Raw genomic sequence first — 21,757 nt, forward strand, 5'->3', positions numbered from 1 at the left:
GAGATAGCCAGTGTTATCCTCCGCCTGACAAATAACAGGAGGTGTTATGATCGACGACAAGATATATTTTTCTGATGTAAAAATGAGCGGCGATATTGAGCTGACCACGGCGGCGGATAAATCAGTATATGGTTTTACCGGTGATAATGAGGCTGATACCAGCGCGCTGTTAACCAGTTTATTCCAGCTGCGTTATTTTTCTAACCGGGTTATTTATAATCAGCCGCGTACTGATGATATTCATCTGACGTTTAAACACTGTACTGAATATTCGCCGGTTGCACGGCAATTACACACCGACAATTATATTATCCCCGCCGGTGATGTCAAAAGTCGCTTTTTACCCTTTGTTCATGACGAAGCTGTAGTGTATCTCGCGCCTCCGGGTGATGGCATGTCTGTAACGATAAGAGATCCTGACCCGGATACTCAGATGCATTTATTACAACATTACGGCAATACGTCAGATCCGGGATTTATCTCCATGCCTATCTTAATTAATCGTATCAAAGACGGCTACAGTGAGTTTACGGATACCGAAAATCTGGCCGTGGTAGACGGTACGGTGTTTATCTGTATGCTGGAAAATCACCTGAATGCAGAATGGCTGGAACGTTGTATGTCATTACTGCAAGCTGTTTTCCCGAACACTATTTTTTATCTCACGACACAATCACCGGTTGTATTGTCACAACTGGAGGACGGTGAGGCATACCGCTTATTCCGTGATACGGATAATGTTGTCCGTTCGCAAAAACAGGTATAGAGACTCCCGCTTATTCCGGCGGTATCCTGACCGGACAAAGAGTATGGCTCGTCGGGAAATTGCCGGAATAACAGCCTGATGATAATTAGTTACACAAGTTTCCACCGGGATCTGCGTTCCCGGTGGAAACTGACGGTAGCACCCGTGAGTTTATCCCGGGCGATTTTCTGGTTTAATACAATACTGCCGTCAGTCATCCTGATACAAATCTGAAATAGGAGTGTCCATCAGCGCACTACAGGTCGCAATAATCTGACTGTCGGTAAAATAGGATTTTTTAATTGGAATTCCCCGATTCGGGTTACGGAAAAATACTACTTACACTTAACTTACATTTATATATTCTAAATAATTCGGGATGCATGTAGGCGACAAGCGAAGATAGACGAGTATACATACCGTTATTTTTCGGAGGAATTACCATCACGCTTGCTTATCAAAAAATCAATAAAAACTCTGAGGCGTAAAGGCATGAGTTTGTTACCCGGATACAAAATTGTATAAGGTCTGGTTGCACCACTGTAATCCTTTAATACTTCCACCAGGCGACCTGCTTTGATGTCCTCTTCGGCAAACAAGCGGTAAGATTGAAACAGCCCTGCTCCGTTAACAGCCAATGTTACTCCTGCCACCAAGTCTTCACTGCATCGGAAACTCCCTTTAGTATTGACCTCGCACAGACCTTCAGCAGTATTGAAAACCCAGGGTATGTTTATTCCGGTACTTGGTAATTTAAATTGAATGCAATCATGATATGCAAGGTCTTCTAATACCTGGGGGATCGGGCGGGAAGATAAATACTTTGGGGAAGCGATAATGATTAAGTCCAGATCCTCAAAATGCCTCGCAATTAATGATGAATCTGGTTGCTGTCGTACTCTGATGCTCATATCGTAACCTTCGCCAATAAAATCAACATTACGATTGCTTAGGTTTACGTCAAATAAAACATCCGGATATAAAGCCTTAAACTCGGTAAGTAACGGAAATATCCTGATATGACCATAAGTAACAGGCAGACTGATGCGTATTAATCCGGCTGGCTTATTTTGTCTTCCCATTACGCACTGTTCGGCATCAATTAATTGTGCCAGGGCTTGACTACACTGTTCAAAATACTGTTGCCCGGCATCGGTCAGGTTTACACGCCGGGTAGTGCGTGAAAATAGTTTTACCCCCATCCGGCTCTCCAGTCGTCCGATTGAACGACTCACGGCTGTTGGTGTTACACCTGCTTCAGCCGCAGCAATTGTAAAACTTTTATGCTCAGCTGCCAGACAGAACAGCTCGATGCTGCCTATCTGCATATCATTAAAATGTCTTTTCATTTATTACACCGTGTAATCATTTATGTTACATAAGTGCTATTTTTCTTACCTAATGTACCAAATATACTTAGCTTATTCCAGCCGCAGTAACACGGCTCAGTCACAACACATTTTATATAACGATTGGAGAAAAAAAATGCACGGAAACAAAGTTGCTATTGTAACAGGCGCATCTCAGGGTATCGGCAAATCAATAGTCACCGCATATCTCAATAAAGGGTATTCCGTCGTGGCGACATCCAGAAGTATTGAGCCACATGACAGTGACAATTTAATCGCTATCCCGGGCGATATTTCTTCAGCAGAAACCGTTGACCGGGTAATTGATGCCACATTAAAGAAATTTCGACGAATTGACACTTTAGTTAACAATGCTGGTGTATTTTTGACAAAACCATTTACGGAGTTTAACAGCGATGACTGGAATAAAAATATATCAACAAATCTCGGCGGTTTCTTTTACATTACTCAGCGGGCAATTGATCAAATGAAACAGCAACACGGTGGTCATGTTATACAGATAACGACCAGCCTGGTGGATCAGCCAATTAAAGGCGTTCCGAGTGTATTAGCATCTCTGACCAAGGGTGGATTAAATGCAGCAACCCGATCTTTAGCTATTGAGTATGCTGATGCCGGTATTCGTGTTAATGCCGTTTCCCCCGGGATTATCAGAACACCAATGCATCAGCAGGAAACTCATGATTTTTTCAATGCCCTGCACCCAATAGGCCGGATGGGTGAAATTGAAGATATTGTAAATGCAATTATCTTTTTAGAGGATTCTCCGTATATCACGGGTGAAATTCTGCATGTTGATGGCGGACAATCCGCTGGCAGGTGGTAATAGATATCAGTTAACAAAGAGCAGAAGCCAGAATTAATCAGCTAATTCTCCGCAATTAACGCCACCAACATAAATGAAGTAAGTACTGATAATTGGATTATACCCTTATCCATTCAAACTACAGGTTCGTTGGCTGTACTCAGCCAACCTGCATCTTGAATGACATCGGGTATAATCTGCCATATCACAAATAGTGTTAATTCAACCAGCCTGTTTTTTCATCCTTTTTGCTTTGGCTGCCTGCAACTGCATGGCAATTAACAGTAAGACCACCAGCACGACCGACAATATTAACAGTAAGGAATAGAAGCCGTTCCACTGGTAATTTTCAATCACTTTTGACAGCGGATATCCGGCAACAGATGCCCCGATATACGCAAATAAGCTGACAAACCCGGTAGATGCACCAGATGCATATTTATGGGAGTTTTCAGCCGCCGCCATCGCGATTAAAAATTGTGGTCCGAAAATAAAGAAACCGGTCATAAAGAAAAGTGCCGAGAAAACGTATTTATTGTCAATCGGTACCGCCCATAAACACAGAGCAGAAATAACGATCCCGAGAGTATAAATAACGTTCATCTGTGAACGGTTACCTTTGAATATTAAGTCTGATCCCCAACCTGCAATAATCGCACCAAAAAAACCACCGATTTCAAACATCATTACAGTGGCATTAGCAGTTAATAAGTCATAGTGGTGCGTTTCAATCAGATATAAGTTACCCCAGTCGTTGATGCCGGTACGGATGATATAAATCACCGAATAAGAGAGCGCCAATACCCAGATTATCTTATTTTTAAAGATATATTCTTTAAGGATAGTCCAGCGGGACAGCCCCATACCTTGTTCTTCGTGCGCAATTTCCACCTGGTCGTCACGCCATTCACCGACAGTCGGTAAACCCATTGAGCGCGGGCGGTCACGCAGGAAAATACAGAGGAACACCCCGACAATAATGGCAATAATACCCGGGATTATCATCCCGTAGCGCCAGCCTAACCACAGCGCCACACTGCCTGAAAGGATCGGGATAATCGCCCCGCCGATATTATGAGACGTATTCCAGATAGACCACCAGAAACCCCGTTCATTGCGCGAATACCAGGTATTCAGTATTTTAGAGCACGGTGGCCATCCCCAGCCCTGGAAGAACGCATTAACCATCCACAATGCAATAAATAACGGAATTGATGAGGTTAAACCAAACAGAATATTCACCACACCGGTCATAATCAGACCAAGTCCCATAAACCAGCGCGGATTAGAGCGGTCACCGATAATACCGGACAGAAACTTTGATGCGCCGTACGTTAAATAGAATGCGGTCCCCACCATCCCGATATCACCTTTGGTGATCCCGAGATCTGCCAGCATTTCCGGCATAACGAAGTTAAAGCTTTTCCGGGTGAAATAAAATACGGCGTAACCGATATAACTCACGATCATCAGATGTAAACGCCAATACCGATATGTTTTATCAATCTCGGGTTTACTCATGGTAACCGGTTTATCCGGCGATTCAGTAAATAGTGCCATTACGTTCTCCGCGCTGTAATAATAGGTTTTATAAATTGTTGCCAATAAATACCATTGTTTATAGAGCGGACTGTTTTAATACAGTGGGATAAATAAAGACGTGATGGTATTCAAGCTATAGTGTAAATAGGGCTATTCGCCTGAATAATGTCCGCGTTCAGTGAAATATGATTTTTCTTTATTATGAGTCAACACTGACCCATCGCGGATAATTATATTATTATTCCCGTAATGATATGATGATTCTCTGTCAGAGTTGCATTTGACGACGCTTTTACTGATATTTTAGTGTAACTATTTTAATTTTTTAGCTGAATCGATAAACCAAAAAGAAAATTTTTATTTAATTCGTTTAAAATCAAAATGATAAAGAAGAATAATCTAAAATCAACCCGTTAATAACATTAATATATTAATGTTATTAACGCCGGATCAAAAAAACCGGCGCCTGATAACAGGTGCCGGTTTCCGGTTTGATTAATATGATTTAATCAGGCTTATAAACCGCGTTGTGCAAAGTCCCGCAGACGAAAGCCCAGTGCATAGAGTGCCGCAAAATAGGCAGTCGCCCCTGCTATCACCACACCTATCAGGCGCAGCATACGCAGTGTCATACCATCCTGTGACCATTCCGGCAGCACATACAGCATCCCCAGCAGAACCACGACCATAAACAACATCGCGATAACCAGTTTCAGGAAGAATTTTCCCCAGCCCGGCAATGGCGTGAAGATATCCTGTTTGCGCAGTTGCCAGTATAGTAAAGAGGCATTAAAGCAGGCCCCGATCCCGATAGACAGCGCCAGACCGGCATGTTTAAAGGGTCCGATAAACACGAGGTTCATTAATTGGGTCAGGATCAGTGTGGCAATGGCTATTTTTACCGGCGTTTTAATGTTCTGGCGGGAATAGAAACCCGGCGCCAGCACTTTAATGACAATCATACCCATCAGCCCGACACAATATGCCATCAGCGCCTGCTGCGTCATCAGTGCATCAAAACTGGTGAAATTTTTGTACTGGAACAGACTGACAGTCAGTGCTTCTGCCAGAATTGCCAGCGCCACCGCACACGGCAGAGCCAGCAGGAAACACAGGCGCAGCCCCCAGTCCATCAGCTTGCGGTACTCTGTGGTATCCCCTTTGGTGAAACTTTTCGCCAGTGACGGCAGTAAAATTGTACCCAGCGCAACACCCAGCACACCAGACGGCAGCTCCATCAGGCGATCGGCGTAATACATCCAGGAGACGGAGCCGGACACCAGAAACGAGGCAAAAATCGTGTTGATTATCAGGGAAATCTGACTGACTGACACCCCGAGAATAGCCGGTCCCATCAGTCTCATCACCCGCCAGACACCGCTGTTGCGAAATGAGATCCGCGGTAACACCAGCATACCGATTTTTTTCAGGTGCGGAAGCTGATAGGCAATCTGCAATACGCCGCCGACCAGTACCGCCCACGCCATCGCCATAATCGGCGGGTTAAAATACGGCGCGGCAAACAGGGCAAAACCTATCATACTGACGTTAAGCAACGTCGGCGCAAATGCCGGAACAGAAAACCGGTTCCAGGTGTTAAGTATCCCGCCTGCCAGTGAGGCAATAGAAATCAGAAAGATATAGGGGAAAGTCACCCGCAGCAGATCTGTTGTCAGGACGAATTTATCCTGATCATCAACGAAACCGGGGGCGGTGATATAAATAATCCACGGCGCGGTGAATATACCGATAACCGTCACTACCGCCAGGATCAGTGTCAGCATCCCGGAAACATAGGCGATAAAGGTTTGTGTCGCCTCTTCGCCCTCCTGCGTTTTGTATTCCGATAAAATCGGTACAAATGCCTGGGAGAATGCCCCCTCAGCAAAGATTCGCCGTAACAGATTAGGCAGTTTAAAGGCGACAAAGAAGGCATCGGCTGCCATCGACGCCCCGAAAATCCGGGCAATAATTGCATCGCGGATAAAGCCGAGTACACGCGAGAACATCGTCATCGAGCTGACTGCGGCGAGAGATTTCAATAAATTCATGCTGAGTGTGCTGGTCAGATAACAAGGGCGGAAATAGTATCACGTTAATGCGGGCGGGACAGAAAAACCCGCCGTTAACGTGGCTTTACCCAATCCCGGGTGGTCAGTACGGTCAGAACATGGTCACGCCACTGCCCGTTGATCATCAGATAATCTTTCGCATAGCCCTCTTTTTCAAACCCGAGGCGCGTAAGAAGTTGCCCGCTGCGCTGATTATGCGGCATATAATTTGCCATGATGCGGTGCATACCCTGCTGGCGCTGCATAAAACGGATGGTCGGCTCCAGCGCTTCCTGCATATAATGTTTTCCCTGCCATTTTTCACCAAGTGAGTAACCCAGATAACAGGCAAAAAAGACACCGCGGATAACATTACTGTAATTTGCCACTCCCATGACTTCATTTTCTTCCGGATCCAGCAGCAGAAAATGAAATGCGCTTCCCTGACGGTGCATATCCGTCATCAGTTGCAGGCGGGAAGACCAGCCGGAAGGATGATAATGGCTGCGGTCGCGGATGGGCTCCCAGGGTTTTAGATACGCTTCATTTTCACAATAATATTCACTGATACGGTGCGTATCCCGTTCATGTGCCAGGCGGACAACCAGTCTGTCTGTCGCAAAACGAACCAGCGGAGTGTTAGCGCGATAGCCGAACAGCATAATCCCTCACTCAGAGAACCCGGTTAAAGCAGGCTTAACAACGGTTCGTCGATAAAAAAATATCATACTGAATCCGCTATCTTAATAACTGCATTCAGTAGAGAATAAAGACGATTATCATCTCCCTTTTTTCTTTCCCTTTCAACGTTTAATGTGGTGTTTAATGTCACTCGTCAGACAAGCCCGTACACTGGGTAAATATTGGTTGCTCGCGGACAATTTACTGGTTGTTCTCGGGTTCTTTGTGGTCTTTCCGCTGATATCCATCCGTTTCGTTGAACAACTGGGCTGGGCCGGGATTGTGGTGGGCTTTGCGCTGGGGCTGCGCCAGTTAGTCCAGCAGGGGCTGGGGATTTTCGGCGGCGCAATTGCTGACAGATTTGGTGCCAAGCCGATGATTGTTATCGGCATGTTTCTGCGCGCCGGCGGATTCGCACTGATGGCAATGGCGGATGAGCCCTGGATACTCTGGCTCTCCTGCGTACTGTCCGCTCTCGGCGGTACCCTGTTTGATCCGCCGCGTACCGCGCTGGTGATAAAACTGACCCGCCCGTATGAACGCGGTCGTTTTTATTCTCTGCTGCTGATGCAGGACAGCGCCGGTGCGGTAATTGGTGCGCTGCTCGGCAGTTGGTTACTGATGTATGATTTCCATCTGGTCTGCTGGGTCGGCGCGGGTATTTTTGTGATAACCGCGCTGTGTAATGCCTGGCTGCTGCCCGCGTACCGCATCTCCACCACCCGCACACCGATTAAAGAAGGGATGTCCAGGGTACTCAATGATAAAATTTTCTCCCGTTATGTATTAACGCTGACCGGCTATTTTATTCTGTCGGTTCAGGTGATGCTGATGTTCCCGATTATCGTCAATGAGCTGGCGGGCACACCGGCGGCGGTTAAATGGATGTACGCGATTGAAGCCGCCCTGTCACTGACGCTGCTTTATCCGCTGGCACGCTGGAGTGAAAAACATTTCCGGCTGGAAACCCGCCTGATGGCCGGGCTGTTTCTGATGAGCCTGAGTATGTTCCCGGTCGCCCTGACTCATTCACTGCATCTATTGTTTGTGATTATAGGTTTGTTTTACTTTGGTTCGATTATTGCCGAGCCTGCGCGTGAGACACTGAGTGCTTCGCTGGCCGATCCGCGCGCACGCGGCAGTTACATGGGTTTCAGCCGTCTGGGGCTGGCATTCGGCGGCGCTATCGGCTATACCGGCGGCGGCTGGCTTTACGATCTCGGTAAAGAAATGCAATTACCGGAACTTCCATGGTTTTTACTCGGTACAATCGGTCTTATTACGCTGTTCACTCTCTACCGCCAATTTAACCCTAAAAAAGTCAGCCCGGCGGTATTACCGGAAAATTAACCGGCATTGTGATTTTTATCATAGCGTTAACACCCAACGTCATTCAAATTGGAGACGTATTCAACAGGAGATGCCGATGAGAATGTTCCTCTGCGTTGCCGCATTAGTGTCGGCAACGGTTTTAACAGGCTGCGATAAATTAACCGAAATCAGTGTCAGCGAAGAGACCATAAACAGTGCCATTGCTGATAAAATTCATCTGACAAAACGCATTGGTGTGGACGGTGTGGCAGATGCGGATTTCACACTGGAAAAGCTGCTGGTTGAAATTGGCCGCGAAGAGCCCGGAAAAGTAAAATTAAATGGTATTGGCTCACTGAAGCTGGTATCTCTGTTCGGTTCGCGTGATTTTACCATTTCGATGACACTCAGCGCCGCCCCCTATTTTGATGCCGGAAGCGGATCTATTTATATGCGTGATATTGAAATCACCAATTACAGCCTGAACCCGGACAAATGGGATACGCTGATTTCCGCCCTGATCCCCTACCTTAACAGCACGCTGAGCACTTTCTTTGATATCACCCCGGTCTATGTGCTGAACAGCGAAAATACCGCCGAAGCCGCAGCCAAAAAATTCGCCAAAGGAATTGAAATCAAACCCGGACGGATAGTTATTCCGTTAACTGAGTGATATTCCATAAAAGTTTTTAATTGTGCGACGAAACAATTAAGTTACTGAATTATGATGCCGTTACTTACGAAAACGGCATCCGCTTCAGGTTTGCAACGAAACCGGTCTGCCCCACCTTCTTCTGTTCATCCTGTTTTCAGTACGGTAAGCCGATTTTTTTAATCACCCGCCCTCTGTGCTGCATAAAATTAATTTCTGGTTCGCAATAGGATTGCCCGCATTCTTTATTACTATTTTTAATGCGTTAACTCACAATTTATAAACAAAATTCATACACATCTTCATCTGTTCAGTAACATCATAAAATGAATTTATTTGTGATAAGGATTGTCTGATGCTGACGCTGATTGGATTACTGATCATTATTGCCATTGTCACCCTGCTGATGACCGGCAAAACCAGCCCTGTTATAGCAATGTCGGTGGTTCCGTTGCTTGGCGCACTGTTAGCGGGCTACTCTCTGACTGAAATCTCTGCTTTTTTTGACTACGGAATAAAAAAAGTGGCTAATGTCGCCACTATGTTCCTGTTTGCTATTCTGTTTTTCAGCATCATGAAAGACTTACATATTTTTAATCCTTTTATCCGCCTGATGGTCAGCCTGACACGCGGCAATGTGGTGATTGTCGCGATGGTCACTGCACTTGTTGCGGCAGTTGTGCATCTGGACGGCTCGGGCGCGGCAACATTTCTGATTATCATTCCGGCGTTCCTGCCGCTTTACCGGCGGCTGGGCATGAGCCCGTATCTGATGCTGCTGCTGATGTGCCTGAGTATGGGGGTGATGAATATGGTGCCGTGGGGCGGACCACTGGGACGGGCATCCGCCGTTACCGGAATCCCGGCCGCCGAATTATGGCAGCCGCTGATACCTGTGCAAATCATCGGGATTGTGGCATCCGTTCTGGTTGCCGGTCTGTTCGGACTGCGTGAGAAGCGCCGCATTGCGCGGGCTGCGCAGTTCGGTACCACACCTTATGAGCAGGACTCTCTGCTGAAACTGTTTGATGAAGAGAGCCATGATACCGGCACGGAAAAACCACAGCGGTTTCTTCTCAATATCAGCCTGATCCTGCTGGCGATTGTCTGCCTTGCGCTGGGCTGGTTATCGGCACCGTATATCTTTATGCTCGCCCTTTCCGCCGCCCTGGTACTGAATTATCCAAAACCCAAAGATCAGGTTGCTGTGATAAACCACCATGCGCCACAAGCATTATCTATGGCCGCCATTATTCTTTCCGCCGGGGTATTTCTCGGGGTTATGGATAAAGGCGGAATGCTGGAGTCAGTGGCGCGGGATCTGCTGCTTATTATTCCGGAAAATCTGGTCGCACAGTTTCATATTATTATCGGGCTGATAGGCGTTCCGCTGGATATTTTCACCAGCACCGATGCGTATTATTTTGCCCTGCTGCCGATTGTGCGGGATATCGTGGCGTCTGCGGGTATTCCGCCGGCTGATGTGGTGTATGCGATGGCTATCGGTAATAACGCGGGGACATTTGTCAGCCCGTTCTCACCTGCGGTCTGGCTCGCAGTGGGTATTGCGGGCGTGGATATGGGTCGCCATCTGCGCTATTCCTTTCTCTGGATCTGGCTGTTCAGTTTAGTCACCCTCGCTGCCGGTTGGTTGCTGGGTTTGTTCTGAACAACGTGGGTATGGCGGAAAATGATCAAAAAGCCCGGTGATTAAACCGGGCTGTTTCAGCATGATGTGACAACGTCACGAATTAATTATTATCTTCGCCGCCATCATTCTCTTCACTTTCACACTCTTCAGTATCACCGGCATCTTCCTGACTTTCCGCCAACTCTTCCCACAGCCCGGCAAGGGCTTCACGGGTCAGAACCGCCAGGGTGCGGTAAAATGCAGATTGTGCATGTGCCTCAGTCTTACCCAGAAAACTGTCACTCCACGGCAACAGATAATCGGCAAACAGGGCTGTCTGTGCGCTGACTTCATCTTCCTGTGACTGATCTTCCAGCCAGGAGGCTGCCAGCAACAGTGCGCCGAAACTGTCTGAAGCGGCATCCGGTACCGTCATGCCGCGCTCACTTAAAAACTGGCGGACATCATTTTCCGGCTCACCGGTGTAGTCAGAACGGTGTACAGCAACCGCGCCATCAGTAAACAACTGCTGATAGTCTGCCGTCAGTACGGCGCTGTCACACTGCTCTGCCAGACGTATCAGCAATGCATCCTGCTCCAGCGGCCAGTGCGCTTTTAGCTGTCCCTGTTTAATCATATTCAGTACCGGCAACAGTACAGGATCTGACGGCGGGCGGTTAAACAGGGTTCCGAGCAGGCGGCAAACCAGTGAAAATTCATTCATACATCAAATCCTTATTACATAATTTGCCGCTATTGTCCGGATTGCTGTTATCTCTGTAAAGAATTAATAGCCTAATTCCATATTCACCACGCCTTGCGGCGCCTCGCCCCGCTCGATCCGTTCAATATTGGCGGCAATCGCTTTCATGGCTTCTGCCGGAATAGTAAAGGCAGCAATATGCGGCGTAACATCCACACGCGGGTGCGTCCAGAACGGGTGCATTTCCGGTAACGGCTCGGTAGCAAACACATCCAGGCTGGCACCGGCAATCTGCCCGTCATCAATCGCTTCCAGTAAATCGTTCTCGACAAGATGCGATCCGCGCGCCAGGTTAATAAGATAAGAACTCTGAGGCAGTTTACTGAACAGTGACTGATTGAGTATTCCGCGGGTCTGCGGCGTATCCGGCAGCAGGTTAATCAGCAGACGGCTGTGGCTGAGGAATTCATCCAACTGGTCATCACCGTGAAAACTGGTGACGCCCGGAATTTGTTTGGCAGTCCGGCTCCAGCCATGTACTTTAAAACCAAATTCAATCAGTTTTTCCGCCACAGCGCGACCCAGTACGCCCGTACCCAGTACACCGATTTCAAATTCATCAACGGTAAACGCCGGTTGTGCTTTCCAGATCCGCTGCTCCTGCTGACGTTTATAGATATCCATTTTGCGGAAGTACCAGAGCGCTTTGACCGCAGCATACTCCTGCATCTGCGCGCCCATCCCGGTATCTTCCAGACGCACCACCGGCACACCGGCGGGCAATGTGCCCGGGTTCGCCTGCTCCTGCTTCAGAATGGCATCCACTCCTGCGCCCAGCGCAAAAATACCTTTCATGGCGGTTCTGTTCGCCAGGCATTCATGAGGCGGCAACCAGACCAGGGCATAATCAGCCGGCTGATTATCACCCGGCTGCCATTTGCGGATAGTCGCCTGCGGCAGATATTTTTTCATGCCGTTTATCCACAGATCGGAATTAAAAAAAGGATGGTAGAAAATGATATTCATGCAGCGCTCCTCTGTTTTTTTACCAGCCTGATAGCAATCCTTACATAATTCAAGCCCGGACTGATTTTCACGCTGTTAAAATGTTGTTATTGTTAACTGACCTGCATAATTTCCGGGTATCCGGTCAATCGGCAAAAATATTTTTATGATTGTTTTTCATACAACAGGTCATCACCCCCGGCAGCTTTCGCTGTGTAAATCGCCAATGTGCTGATTTTTTTAGTTAAACGCGCGAAAAAATACGTTTTTTTTTCATGTGCTGTATTGACGCATTACGTCGCTTCCCCTATAGTTACGCCCCGTTGCAGCGAGATATCAATGCAGCAGAAGTACACCGGTGAGATGTCCGAGTGGCTGAAGGAGCACGCCTGGAAAGTGTGTATACGAGAAATCGTATCGAGGGTTCGAACCCCTCTCTCACCGCCACATTAAGAGAAACGCCTGTTGAGCAATCAGCAGGCGTTTTTCATTTTATACCCTTATTCATTCAAACTGCAGGTTCGTTAGCTGCACTCAACCAGCCGGGTTACATACTGATGTATGCTCCCCGTCTGTTTTCCCTTGCCGCCTGCCTGCATCCTGGATGACGTTGGGTATATTTTGTTTTTGATTTAATCTTAATACCCTCTATCCTGCCTCATTTGATGTATCTCAGCGTAATTTATCTTTATTTTGCGTACACTATTGTACTTTGGCGTCTGTTTCTTCTCTCATTCATATAGCTAAAGGTGACAATTGTCCCGAAATGAAAATATCAATGTTTAAAGGATTACCTCTTTTTTCTGCACTAATTGACTCATGCCGGAATCAGCCTTATTCCGCAACCCGCTTACTCAAAGATACCATTGCCGGTATTACAGTCGGGATAATTGCTATCCCGCTCGCTATGGCGCTGGCTATCGGCAGCGGTGTTGCCCCTCAGTACGGCCTGTATACGGCGGCTGTCGCCGGTATTGTGATTGCCGTAACCGGTGGCTCCCGTTTCAGTGTCTCAGGCCCCACGGCCGCCTTCGTGGTTATCCTTTATCCCGTTTCCCAGCAATTTGGTCTGGCCGGTTTGCTTATTGCCACACTTATGTCAGGGTTTATCCTGCTCGCGATGGGGCTGGCACGTTTCGGCAAGCTTATCGAATATATCCCCATCTCTGTGGTACTCGGTTTTACCTCGGGGATTGCTATTACCATTGCCACCATGCAGGTAAAAGATTTTTTCGGGCTGACACTTGAGCATGTGCCTGAAAACTATGTGGATAAAGTCGTCGCGCTCTCAGGTGCTATGCCGACTATCCATCTTGCGGATACCTTAATCGGTCTGACCACACTACTGGTGCTGATTTACTGGCCTAAACTCAAAGTCCGCCTGCCGGGACACCTTCCTGCGATTATCGCCGGGATGCTGGTCATGGTTATCCTGTCATTCTTTGATCTGGATGTCGCCACCATCGGCTCACGCTTTAGTTATACCCTGCCGGACGGCACACAGGGCGCGGGAATCCCGGCGATTCTGCCGCAATTTGTTCTGCCGTGGAACTTACCCGCACCTAATGGCGCTCCTTTTGATTTGAGCTGGTCAACCATTGCCGCCCTGATGCCCGCCGCGTTTTCAATGGCCATGCTGGGCGCGATTGAATCCCTGCTTTGTGCCGTCGTGCTGGACGGTATGACCGGGAAAAAACATAACTCCAACGGGGAGTTGCTCGGTCAGGGGCTGGGAAATATCGCCGCACCGTTCTTCGGCGGGATAACCGCGACTGCCGCTATTGCCCGCTCTGCGGCTAACGTGCGCGCCGGGGCTACCTCTCCTGTTTCCGCTATTGTTCACTCCCTGCTGGTTCTGCTGACGCTGCTGGTGCTGGCGCCTGTGCTCTCTTATCTGCCGCTCGCCGCTATGTCTGCGCTGCTGCTGATGGTTGCATGGAACATGAGTGAAGCCGCTAAAGTGATTGAGTTAATCCGCCGCGCACCGAAAGACGATATTATCGTGCTGCTGCTGTGCATGAGCCTCACGGTGCTGTTTGATATGGTGATCGCCATCAGTGTCGGGATTGTCCTTGCCTCTCTGCTGTTTATGCGCCGTATCGCGAATATGACCCGCCTGAGTGAATCACCGTTCACCAATAACGACAAAGGGTTATTGGTTGTCCGCGTCAATGGTCCGTTGTTCTTTGCCGCGGCTGAGCGTATTTTTGATGATCTTAAAGTAAAAAGTGCCGGTTATCATACTATTGTCATGCAATGGGATGCAGTACCGGTACTCGATGCCGGTGGACTGAAAGCCTTCCGCCGCTTTATCGATGAAGCCGGTGTTGATACCCATATCGTGGTATGTGATATTCCGTTCCAACCACTGAAAACCCTGGTGCGGGCGCAAATTGTCCCTGTAGATAATAAAATCAGTTTCTTCCCGACTGTAACAAAAGCGCTGATTGACCTTGATCTGATGGACGGTGTGATTTCTGAGCCCTGATTGCAGGGCAGCACAAGAAATATGATACTGAGCATAGCGGCGGGCAAAAAGCACCGCCGCTATGAAAATGCAGAAATGAGGAAAAGTGATATGGCGATATTCAGATTACCGTTTATTAACTGGCTTATCCTCAACGGGCTGGCAGCGGGCTGGCTGTATCTTAAAGGCGGGCTGATATTTCAGTTCAGTAGCTGGACAGGCATTCTTGCCCTGCTTACAGGGCTGGAAAGTCTCGGCTGGATTGGTGCAGCGCTGGTGTATTTCCGCCACCACAACACCACGGTGAATCCACTCGGGGAGGCAACCAGCCTTATCACCGGCGGGCCGTTCCGGCTGTCACGCAACCCGGTGTATCTGGCGCTGACAACCGCCTGTATCGGGTTCGCTTTATTAACGCATTCCTTTTATTTTCTGGTTGCCGGGCTGATTTTCTGGCTGATAACCGATTTGTTCAGCATCCCGCAGGAGGAACAATTTCTTGCCGGACGCTTTAAAGAACAATGGACACAGTATTGTCAGCAGACCCGCCGATGGCTTTAGCATCACACGCACTGCCCTGACCGCCGTGTTCTGACAGATACTGCCAGAGTCCGTTCATACCGTGCCAGTGATTGCTGCACCAGTCAGGAGCCAGCAACGTCGGATACCGCGCGCTGGCGCAAATGCGGTGATAAACCACCTCGCGCGGTGTACGGCGGATCATCTCACCGGCAATATGAATATAGTCTTCCAGAGAAATAGTCGGTAAGCGCCCTGCGCGCCAGGCTTTTGCCATAGTACTGCCCTCCACAATATGCAGCGGATGCAGCTTGATGCCTTCTGTCCCGGTTTCCAGCACGCGTTCAAGAGTAACCAGATTGTCCTGCGCGGTTTCTCCCGGCAACCCGACAATCAGGTGGCAGCAGACATTCAGTCCGCGCGCCCGGGCAGCACGGGTTGTTGCCTGATAACAGGCAAAATCATGCCCGCGGTTAATGCGTCTGAGAGTTTTATCATGCGCGGTCTGCAATCCCAGCTCAAGCCACACTTCATAACCCTGCTGCTGATAATACTGCAACAGATCCAATACCGCTTCCGGTACACAATCCGGACGGGTGCCGACACACAGTCCCACCACATCCGCCTGAGTCAGTGCGGATTCATACATCTGACGTAACAGTTCAACTTCTGCGTATGTGCTGGTGTATGCCTGAAAATAAGCAAGATAGCGTTTTGCGCGGGTGATTTTTCCGGACTGCTGATTAAGCTGATCCTCAATAGAATCATACTGTGTGTTTTCATCAGCAAATGAGGCAACATTGCAGAACGTGCAGCCGCCGCGCCCGAGGGTGCCGTCGCGGTTAGGGCAGCTGAAACCGCCGTGAAGGGTAATTTTATGGATTTTTTCGCCATAACGGCGCTGAAGGTCAGCGCCGAACATGTTTACAACATCATGAAGCTGCATCTGTTCTTATTTTTCAGTATCCAGTACAGGGAAGCTTTTTACCAAATCATCAATCGCTTTTATCTGTTGCAGGAACGGCTCCAGTTTTGCCAGCGGCAGTGCAGACGGACCATCACAACGCGCATTATCCGGGTCCGGATGCGATTCCAGGAAAAGACCGGCAAGACCCACCGCCATTCCGGCACGCGCCAGTTCCGCAACCTGACCACGACGACCGCCTGATGCAGCACCAAACGGGTCACGGCATTGCAGTGAATGCGTTACATCAAAGATAACCGGACAGCCGCCGGAGGCTTTTTCCATCACTTTAAAGCCCAGCATATCGACAACCAGATTGTCATAACCGAAGTTTGCACCACGATCACATAAAATGATCTGGTCATTGCCGCCTTCACGGAATTTATCCGCAATATTACCAACCTGCCCCGGGCTGATAAACTGAGGTTTCTTGATATTAATGACCGCACCGGTTTTCGCCATCGCTTCCACCAGATCAGTCTGACGGGCTAAGAATGCCGGTAACTGGATAACATCAACAACTTCAGACACCGCCTGTGCCTGGCTTGCTTCATGAACATCCGTGATCGTTTTGACACCAAATGTGGCTTTGATTTCTTCAAAAATCCGCATTCCTTCCTCAAGACCCGGACCACGGTATGAATTGATAGAAGAGCGGTTAGCCTTATCAAAAGAGGCTTTGAACACATAAGGAATATTCAGCTTCTGCGTGACGGTAACGTAATGTTCGCAGATTTTCATCGCCAAATCGCGGGATTCGAGTACATTCATTCCGCCGAACAGGACAAACGGCAACTGATTGCCGACACGGATATCCCCGATATTTACGATTTTCTGTTGCATGCTATAACCTTCTGACAGAGTCAATTATACCCTTATTCATTCAAACTGCTGGTTCGTTGGAGGCGGGAAGCCAGCCTGCAATTTGAATGACGTTGGGTGTATATTGCGTTTATGGAAACGGTAAAAACAGCGCCCGCTATTTAATGCAGAACCATTTAGTGCAGAACGATGTGCTGCTGCTCATAGGTATGGATCTGCATTTTTATCATCTCAGACACCGGGTCTTTCGGGCACTGCTCAACAAAATAATTCAGGTCTGAAATCGCGATATGGCTGCAATCCAGCTGTGCATATATCAGGCCGCGATCGCGGATTTCATAAGGGTCATCCGGATCAAACAGTAAAATGGTTTCGCTGACTCTCAGCGCCTGCTCCATTTTTTTCTCTTCCATCAGGGAAACTTTAATACTCTCAAGATACTTGCGCACCACATGACTGTTTTCGGCCTCTTCCAAATCCCCGCCGGTCAGATGCTGTGCCGGACTGAGTGTGCCTTTTATCCAGACATCCAGCGTGTGCTGATCCAGTATTTCGCCGTTAATCGGATTAATAAACAGCGTTTCTTCTTCCAGATCCGCACGCAGAATCAGCTGAGTAGGAAAAACAACCGGCGCAACCGGCAGCCCGACGGACTGAGCAAGATGGATAAACAAGATCCCGAGTGAAACCGGCGAGCCGCGCTGTGTGCGCAAAACGGTGTCCAGCCAGAGGGTGTCAGACAGGGAATACACACCGCTGGCACCACCAAACTGCCATTTCTGGTAAAAGAGTGTGATGAGTGTCTGTAAACAGGTGCGGTCATCCGCTCCCGGCGGAAGGCGTTTACGGGCCTGACGGATAAGTTCATTGATATGCAATTCAGCCTGCGGCTGATCAAAATCAGGGCGGACAGTTTTTAACGCTAACAGAATACCGTTCAGTAACGACGCCCCATTGAACTCAAAATCGGCAATGCTTTTCATTTCTCTTCCCGTTGACCTAAAGTAACCCGCTCATTTCCACCATAATCGCGGCGGGTTTCCACCCGGCAAAATCCGTTTTTCCGGAACAGTTCACGGACGGCATCACCCTGCCGCCAGCCATGCTCCACGACTAACCACCCGCCGGATTGCAGATAATCTGATGACGCCTGCGCAATATCAGCTAAATCGGCAAGCCCGTTCTGTCCCGCAACCAGTGCGCTGCGCGGCTCGAAACGGACATCACCCAGTGCCAGATGTTCATCATTTTCATCAATATAAGGCGGGTTACTCACTATCATAGCAAATTGATGGATCGCCAGTGAAGCAAACCAGCAACTTTCTTTAAAGGAAACATTATTAAGTGCCAGCTGAGTGGCATTGAGACGTGCCAGTTCCACCGCACCGGGCTGAATATCCACCCCGGTGACAGTACAATCCGGGCGTTCGGATGCCAGCGCCAGCGCAATAGCCCCGGTGCCGGTGCCAAGATCGAGAATATCACAGGCACCCGCAGGCAGCAGCTCAAGTGCGGCTTCCACCAGACATTCGGTATCCGGACGCGGAATAAGTGTTGCCGGTGATACCTGTACCGGGAGCGACCAGAATTCACGTGAGCCGGTGATATATGCTACCGGCTCACCCTGTTCACGCCTTATCAGCAGCGATTCAAGGCGCTGCTGTTCATCATCACTCAGTGCAGTTTCATCAAATGCAAAAATATAGCTGCGGCTGCGCCCGGTAACATGCCCGAGCAAAATCTCCGCATCGCGTTTCGGGCTGTCACTGTGACAAAGACGTGTGATTGCGGCCGCCAGCCAGGTACGGAAAGTCATCAGTCCTGATCAGACAGCGCCGCGAGCTGATCTGCCTGATATTCATTAATCAGTGGCTGGATAAGCGCATCCAGCTTACCTTCCATCACTTCATCCAGGCGGTAAAGGGTCAGGTTGATGCGGTGATCAGTTACGCGCCCCTGCGGGAAATTATAGGTGCGGATGCGGTCAGAACGATCACCGGAGCCGAGCAGATTACGCCGCTCAGAAGCTTCCGCTTCATGGCGTTTTGCCTCTTCCGCCGCTTTGATACGTGCCGCCAGCACAGACATGGCTTTGGCTTTATTTTTGTGCTGCGAACGTTCGTCCTGGCACTCAACAACAATCCCGGACGGAATATGGGTAATACGGATAGCGGAGTCGGTGGTATTAACGTGCTGACCACCGGCACCGGATGAACGGAAGGTATCAATACGCAGATCCGCCGGGCTGATATCCGTTAACTCGGCTTCCGGCACTTCAGCCAGTACCGCGACAGTACAGGCGGAGGTATGAATACGTCCCTGTGACTCGGTTTCCGGTACGCGCTGCACACGGTGACCGCCGGATTCAAACTTCATTGTTCCGTAGGCATTATCACCGACGACTTTGAAAACAATCTCTTTATAACCGCCGTGTTCGCCGTCGTTGCTGTTCATTATTTCAATTTTCCAGCGGCGGGCTTCGGCATAACGGCTGTACATCCGGAATAAATCACCGGCAAACAGAGCAGCTTCATCCCCGCCTGTACCGGCGCGGATTTCCAGGAAGCAGTTGCGTTCATCATCCGGGTCTTTCGGCAGCAATAAAACCTGCAATTCCTGCTCTGAGGTTTCATTGCGCAGTTTTGCGTCTTTCAGCTCTTCTTGCGCCATCTCCTTCATTTCAGGATCATCAAGAAGCAATTGCGCGGTTTCGATATCATCCTGAATAGCCTGCCAGGTTTCAAAACACTTCGCAACATCGGATAATTGCGCGTATTCTTTTGATAAGGCACGGAATTTATTTTGATCAGCGATAACATCGGCGTCCGCAAGATGCGCCTGAATTTCTTCGAAACGTTCTTTTAATGCTTCCAGCTTTGCGACAATAGAAGGCTTCATTCGTAGTCTGCTACCTTAAAATAATAATAGAGGAAATTAATGGTGCTCCAGCCCGAGGCTGTCGCGTAACAGTGTCAGACGCTCAGTGTCACCGTCACCGGCAGCTTCCCGGAGTGATTTGGTCGGTGCGTGGATAAGGCGGTTGGTCAGTTGCTGTGTCATCTGGTTGATAACATCCGCGGGGTCATGCCCCTGCTGAATCAGACTGACAGCCCGTTCTGCCATCGCGGCGCGGATCTCTTCAGCCTGTTCGCGGTATTCGCGGATAGTGTTCACCGCGCCCTGACTGCGCAGCCACTCCATAAAGTGTCCGCTTTCCTGAGCAACTATTGATTCCGCCTGCTGTGCGGCAACCTGACGCTGCGCCAGGTTATGCTCAATAATAGCCTCGAGGTCATCCACAGTATAAAGATAGACGTTACTGAGCTTTTCAACATCGGCTTCGATATCACGCGGTACGGCAATATCCACCAGCAGCATCGGGCGGTTTCGCCGGGCTTTCAGCGCGCGCTCCACCATCCCTTTACCGATAATCGGCAGCGGGCTGGCTGTGGAACTGATAACAATATCCGCCTCCGCCAGCCGACTGTCGATTTCCGGCAGCGTAATCACTTCCGCATTGACTTCCTGCGCCAGAATACGGGCGCGCTCACGGGTCCGGTTGGCGATCATCATGTGTTTCACGCCGTGCTCGTTCAGATGACGGGCAACCAGTTCAATGGTTTCCCCGGCACCGACCAGCAGAATATTCAGTTTGGCTAAGGATTCAAAAATCTGACGCGCCAGCGTACAGGCGGCAAACGCTACAGAAACCGCATTTGCGCCAATGTCTGTTTCTGTCCGCACACGTTTGGCGACAGAGAATGATTTCTGAAACAGGCGTTCCAGCTCGCGGGAGAGTGACTGATGTGTCTGAGATTGCGCAAAGGCTTTTTTGACCTGCCCCAGTATCTGCGGCTCGCCGAGCACCAGCGAGTCCAGACCGCTCGCCACCCGCATCAGGTGACTGACAGCTTCATTACCCTGATGCCAGTACAGGCTGGACATCAGTTCCTGCGGATTGATATTGTGATAGCGGCACAGCCAGTTAATCAGCTGGTCGCGCTGGTCGCCCTGCTCATTCACACTGAGATAAATCTCGGTCCGGTTACACGTAGACAGCACAACGCCGCCGCTCACAGACGGCTGTTCGAGCAGATTAGCTAACGCCGCTTCCATGCTGTCCGGTGAAAACGTGACTTTCTCACGTAACGCAACAGGCGCGGTTTTGTGGTTAATGCCGAGTGCTAATAGAGTCATATCTGCAATGCGAATCAGGTAAGTGTGTGAAACACCGGCAGAGTATACCGGAAATCAACACCCTTACTAAGGATAACTGCAGGCATTTTAGCAGTCGGCTCACCGCAATTAAAGCGCTAAACCCGAATCAATGATAATAAGCAATTAATGTAGTACAGCTCAGTGCGGCCCGTCCGCTATTAATAGGCCTGATATTTGCGTAAATCAGCGTAAGAGAGGTAGGAAATAGTGGCCGGAACAGGCACAATATTCCCGTTGATTACATTGATTGCGTTTTCAGTTGTTAAAGGAAA

Annotated in this window: 19 protein-coding genes and 1 tRNA gene; 8 read left to right on the top strand and 12 right to left on the bottom strand. The window is 49.1% G+C overall.

What is annotated here, in order from left to right:
* Nucleotides 1–46 precede the first annotated feature (46 nt).
* Nucleotides 47–766 carry a hypothetical protein gene (locus AYY16_RS04670; RefSeq protein WP_067362685.1) on the top strand — a complete coding sequence of 240 codons (720 nt, stop codon included), beginning with the start codon at nucleotides 47–49 and terminating at the stop codon, nucleotides 764–766.
* 401 nt (nucleotides 767–1,167) lie between these two features.
* Here the strand turns inward: AYY16_RS04670 and AYY16_RS04675 are convergent, their stop codons facing one another.
* Nucleotides 1,168–2,094, bottom strand: a complete 927-nt coding sequence (locus AYY16_RS04675) for a LysR family transcriptional regulator (protein ID WP_067362688.1) — start codon at nucleotides 2,092–2,094, stop codon at nucleotides 1,168–1,170.
* Nucleotides 2,095–2,230: 136 nt separating this feature from the next.
* On the opposite strand from AYY16_RS04675, the gene AYY16_RS04680 reads away from it, so the two are divergent.
* Nucleotides 2,231–2,941, top strand: coding sequence for an SDR family NAD(P)-dependent oxidoreductase (locus AYY16_RS04680; RefSeq protein ID WP_067362691.1), 711 nt, complete (start codon nucleotides 2,231–2,233; stop codon nucleotides 2,939–2,941).
* A gap of 201 nt (nucleotides 2,942–3,142) precedes the next feature.
* Here AYY16_RS04680 and uhpC read toward each other — a convergent pair whose 3' ends face one another.
* The 3 genes from uhpC to rimJ form a co-directional block, all read right to left on the bottom strand.
* Nucleotides 3,143–4,480 carry an MFS transporter family glucose-6-phosphate receptor UhpC gene (gene uhpC, locus AYY16_RS04685; RefSeq protein ID WP_067362694.1) on the bottom strand — a complete coding sequence of 446 codons (1,338 nt, stop codon included), beginning with the start codon at nucleotides 4,478–4,480 and terminating at the stop codon, nucleotides 3,143–3,145.
* 497 nt (nucleotides 4,481–4,977) lie between these two features.
* Nucleotides 4,978–6,513: a murein biosynthesis integral membrane protein MurJ gene (gene murJ, locus AYY16_RS04690; protein WP_067362697.1), complete on the bottom strand. Its 1,536-nt coding sequence runs from the start codon at nucleotides 6,511–6,513 to the stop codon at nucleotides 4,978–4,980.
* Between the two features lie 74 nt (nucleotides 6,514–6,587).
* A complete protein-coding gene (rimJ, locus tag AYY16_RS04695; RefSeq protein ID WP_067364700.1) occupies nucleotides 6,588–7,172 on the bottom strand; it encodes a ribosomal protein S5-alanine N-acetyltransferase in 585 nt (194 codons plus the stop codon).
* A gap of 166 nt (nucleotides 7,173–7,338) precedes the next feature.
* Here rimJ and mdtH point away from each other — a divergent pair, with 166 nt between their 5' ends.
* The 3 genes from mdtH to AYY16_RS04710 all read left to right on the top strand — a co-directional run bounded on the left by mdtH (nucleotide 7,339) and on the right by AYY16_RS04710 (nucleotide 10,826).
* Entirely contained in the window at nucleotides 7,339–8,544 is a 1,206-nt protein-coding gene (mdtH, locus tag AYY16_RS04700; RefSeq protein WP_067362700.1) for a multidrug efflux MFS transporter MdtH, read from the top strand.
* A gap of 76 nt (nucleotides 8,545–8,620) precedes the next feature.
* A complete protein-coding gene (locus AYY16_RS04705; protein WP_067362702.1) occupies nucleotides 8,621–9,178 on the top strand; it encodes a lipoprotein in 558 nt (185 codons plus the stop codon).
* Between the two features lie 334 nt (nucleotides 9,179–9,512).
* Complete coding sequence (locus AYY16_RS04710; protein WP_067362705.1) at nucleotides 9,513–10,826, top strand: CitMHS family transporter; 1,314 nt, start codon at nucleotides 9,513–9,515, stop codon at nucleotides 10,824–10,826.
* A gap of 82 nt (nucleotides 10,827–10,908) precedes the next feature.
* On the opposite strand, the gene AYY16_RS04715 is transcribed toward AYY16_RS04710, so the two are convergent.
* Complete coding sequence (locus AYY16_RS04715; RefSeq protein WP_067362707.1) at nucleotides 10,909–11,511, bottom strand: TorD/DmsD family molecular chaperone; 603 nt, start codon at nucleotides 11,509–11,511, stop codon at nucleotides 10,909–10,911.
* Between the two features lie 63 nt (nucleotides 11,512–11,574).
* The gene (ghrA, locus tag AYY16_RS04720) at nucleotides 11,575–12,516 is read right to left on the bottom strand and encodes a glyoxylate/hydroxypyruvate reductase GhrA (protein WP_067362710.1); all 942 of its coding nucleotides are present in this window, start codon (nucleotides 12,514–12,516) and stop codon (nucleotides 11,575–11,577) included.
* 336 nt (nucleotides 12,517–12,852) lie between these two features.
* Here ghrA and AYY16_RS04725 point away from each other — a divergent pair.
* From AYY16_RS04725 to AYY16_RS04735, 3 genes are all read left to right on the top strand, one after another.
* Nucleotides 12,853–12,942: transfer RNA gene (locus tag AYY16_RS04725), tRNA-Ser, on the top strand.
* 319 nt (nucleotides 12,943–13,261) lie between these two features.
* Nucleotides 13,262–14,983: a C4-dicarboxylic acid transporter DauA gene (gene dauA / locus AYY16_RS04730; RefSeq protein ID WP_067362713.1), complete on the top strand. Its 1,722-nt coding sequence runs from the start codon at nucleotides 13,262–13,264 to the stop codon at nucleotides 14,981–14,983.
* 90 nt (nucleotides 14,984–15,073) lie between these two features.
* Nucleotides 15,074–15,523 carry a methyltransferase family protein gene (locus AYY16_RS04735; protein ID WP_067364703.1) on the top strand — a complete coding sequence of 150 codons (450 nt, stop codon included), beginning with the start codon at nucleotides 15,074–15,076 and terminating at the stop codon, nucleotides 15,521–15,523.
* Here AYY16_RS04735 and mnmL read toward each other — a convergent pair.
* From mnmL to hemA, 6 genes are all read right to left on the bottom strand, one after another.
* Nucleotides 15,474–16,427: a tRNA modification radical SAM protein MnmL/YtqA gene (mnmL, locus tag AYY16_RS04740; protein WP_067362716.1), complete on the bottom strand. Its 954-nt coding sequence runs from the start codon at nucleotides 16,425–16,427 to the stop codon at nucleotides 15,474–15,476. The genes AYY16_RS04735 and mnmL overlap by 50 nt on opposite strands.
* 6 nt (nucleotides 16,428–16,433) lie before the next feature.
* Nucleotides 16,434–17,288, bottom strand: a complete 855-nt coding sequence (gene kdsA / locus AYY16_RS04745) for a 3-deoxy-8-phosphooctulonate synthase (RefSeq protein WP_067362719.1) — start codon at nucleotides 17,286–17,288, stop codon at nucleotides 16,434–16,436.
* A 155-nt stretch (nucleotides 17,289–17,443) separates the two neighbouring features.
* Entirely contained in the window at nucleotides 17,444–18,250 is an 807-nt protein-coding gene (gene sirB1, locus AYY16_RS04750) for an invasion regulator SirB1 (protein ID WP_067362722.1), read from the bottom strand.
* Nucleotides 18,247–19,083: a peptide chain release factor N(5)-glutamine methyltransferase gene (gene prmC, locus AYY16_RS04755; RefSeq protein WP_067362726.1), complete on the bottom strand. Its 837-nt coding sequence runs from the start codon at nucleotides 19,081–19,083 to the stop codon at nucleotides 18,247–18,249. Before prmC ends, sirB1 begins: the two co-directional genes overlap by 4 nt.
* Nucleotides 19,083–20,165, bottom strand: a complete 1,083-nt coding sequence (gene prfA / locus AYY16_RS04760) for a peptide chain release factor 1 (protein ID WP_067362729.1) — start codon at nucleotides 20,163–20,165, stop codon at nucleotides 19,083–19,085. Before prfA ends, prmC begins: the two co-directional genes overlap by 1 nt.
* A 36-nt stretch (nucleotides 20,166–20,201) precedes the next feature.
* Nucleotides 20,202–21,464 carry a glutamyl-tRNA reductase gene (gene hemA, locus AYY16_RS04765; protein ID WP_067362732.1) on the bottom strand — a complete coding sequence of 421 codons (1,263 nt, stop codon included), beginning with the start codon at nucleotides 21,462–21,464 and terminating at the stop codon, nucleotides 20,202–20,204.
* Nucleotides 21,465–21,757: the final 293 nt, after the last annotated feature.

Source organism: Morganella psychrotolerans, assembly GCF_001676155.1.
Classification (GTDB): Bacteria; Pseudomonadota; Gammaproteobacteria; order Enterobacterales; family Enterobacteriaceae; genus Morganella; species Morganella psychrotolerans.

What these genes read in the sequence shown, in the direction of transcription:
- AYY16_RS04735 (WP_067364703.1), top strand. Translation starts at nt 15,074, where the DNA reads ATGGCGATATTCAGATTACCGTTTATTAACTGGCTTATCCTCAACGGG.
- sirB1 (WP_067362722.1), bottom strand. Translation starts at nt 18,250, where the DNA reads ATGAAAAGCATTGCCGATTTTGAGTTCAATGGGGCGTCGTTACTGAAC.
- hemA (WP_067362732.1), bottom strand. Translation starts at nt 21,464, where the DNA reads ATGACTCTATTAGCACTCGGCATTAACCACAAAACCGCGCCTGTTGCG.
- AYY16_RS04680 (WP_067362691.1), top strand. Translation starts at nt 2,231, where the DNA reads ATGCACGGAAACAAAGTTGCTATTGTAACAGGCGCATCTCAGGGTATC.
- ghrA (WP_067362710.1), bottom strand. Translation starts at nt 12,516, where the DNA reads ATGAATATCATTTTCTACCATCCTTTTTTTAATTCCGATCTGTGGATA.
- murJ (WP_067362697.1), bottom strand. Translation starts at nt 6,513, where the DNA reads ATGAATTTATTGAAATCTCTCGCCGCAGTCAGCTCGATGACGATGTTC.
- prfA (WP_067362729.1), bottom strand. Translation starts at nt 20,165, where the DNA reads ATGAAGCCTTCTATTGTCGCAAAGCTGGAAGCATTAAAAGAACGTTTC.
- AYY16_RS04675 (WP_067362688.1), bottom strand. Translation starts at nt 2,094, where the DNA reads ATGAAAAGACATTTTAATGATATGCAGATAGGCAGCATCGAGCTGTTC.
- uhpC (WP_067362694.1), bottom strand. Translation starts at nt 4,480, where the DNA reads ATGGCACTATTTACTGAATCGCCGGATAAACCGGTTACCATGAGTAAA.
- mnmL (WP_067362716.1), bottom strand. Translation starts at nt 16,427, where the DNA reads ATGCAGCTTCATGATGTTGTAAACATGTTCGGCGCTGACCTTCAGCGC.
- AYY16_RS04710 (WP_067362705.1), top strand. Translation starts at nt 9,513, where the DNA reads ATGCTGACGCTGATTGGATTACTGATCATTATTGCCATTGTCACCCTG.
- AYY16_RS04705 (WP_067362702.1), top strand. Translation starts at nt 8,621, where the DNA reads ATGAGAATGTTCCTCTGCGTTGCCGCATTAGTGTCGGCAACGGTTTTA.
- AYY16_RS04715 (WP_067362707.1), bottom strand. Translation starts at nt 11,511, where the DNA reads ATGAATGAATTTTCACTGGTTTGCCGCCTGCTCGGAACCCTGTTTAAC.
- dauA (WP_067362713.1), top strand. Translation starts at nt 13,262, where the DNA reads ATGAAAATATCAATGTTTAAAGGATTACCTCTTTTTTCTGCACTAATT.
- mdtH (WP_067362700.1), top strand. Translation starts at nt 7,339, where the DNA reads ATGTCACTCGTCAGACAAGCCCGTACACTGGGTAAATATTGGTTGCTC.
- kdsA (WP_067362719.1), bottom strand. Translation starts at nt 17,288, where the DNA reads ATGCAACAGAAAATCGTAAATATCGGGGATATCCGTGTCGGCAATCAG.
- AYY16_RS04670 (WP_067362685.1), top strand. Translation starts at nt 47, where the DNA reads ATGATCGACGACAAGATATATTTTTCTGATGTAAAAATGAGCGGCGAT.
- prmC (WP_067362726.1), bottom strand. Translation starts at nt 19,083, where the DNA reads ATGACTTTCCGTACCTGGCTGGCGGCCGCAATCACACGTCTTTGTCAC.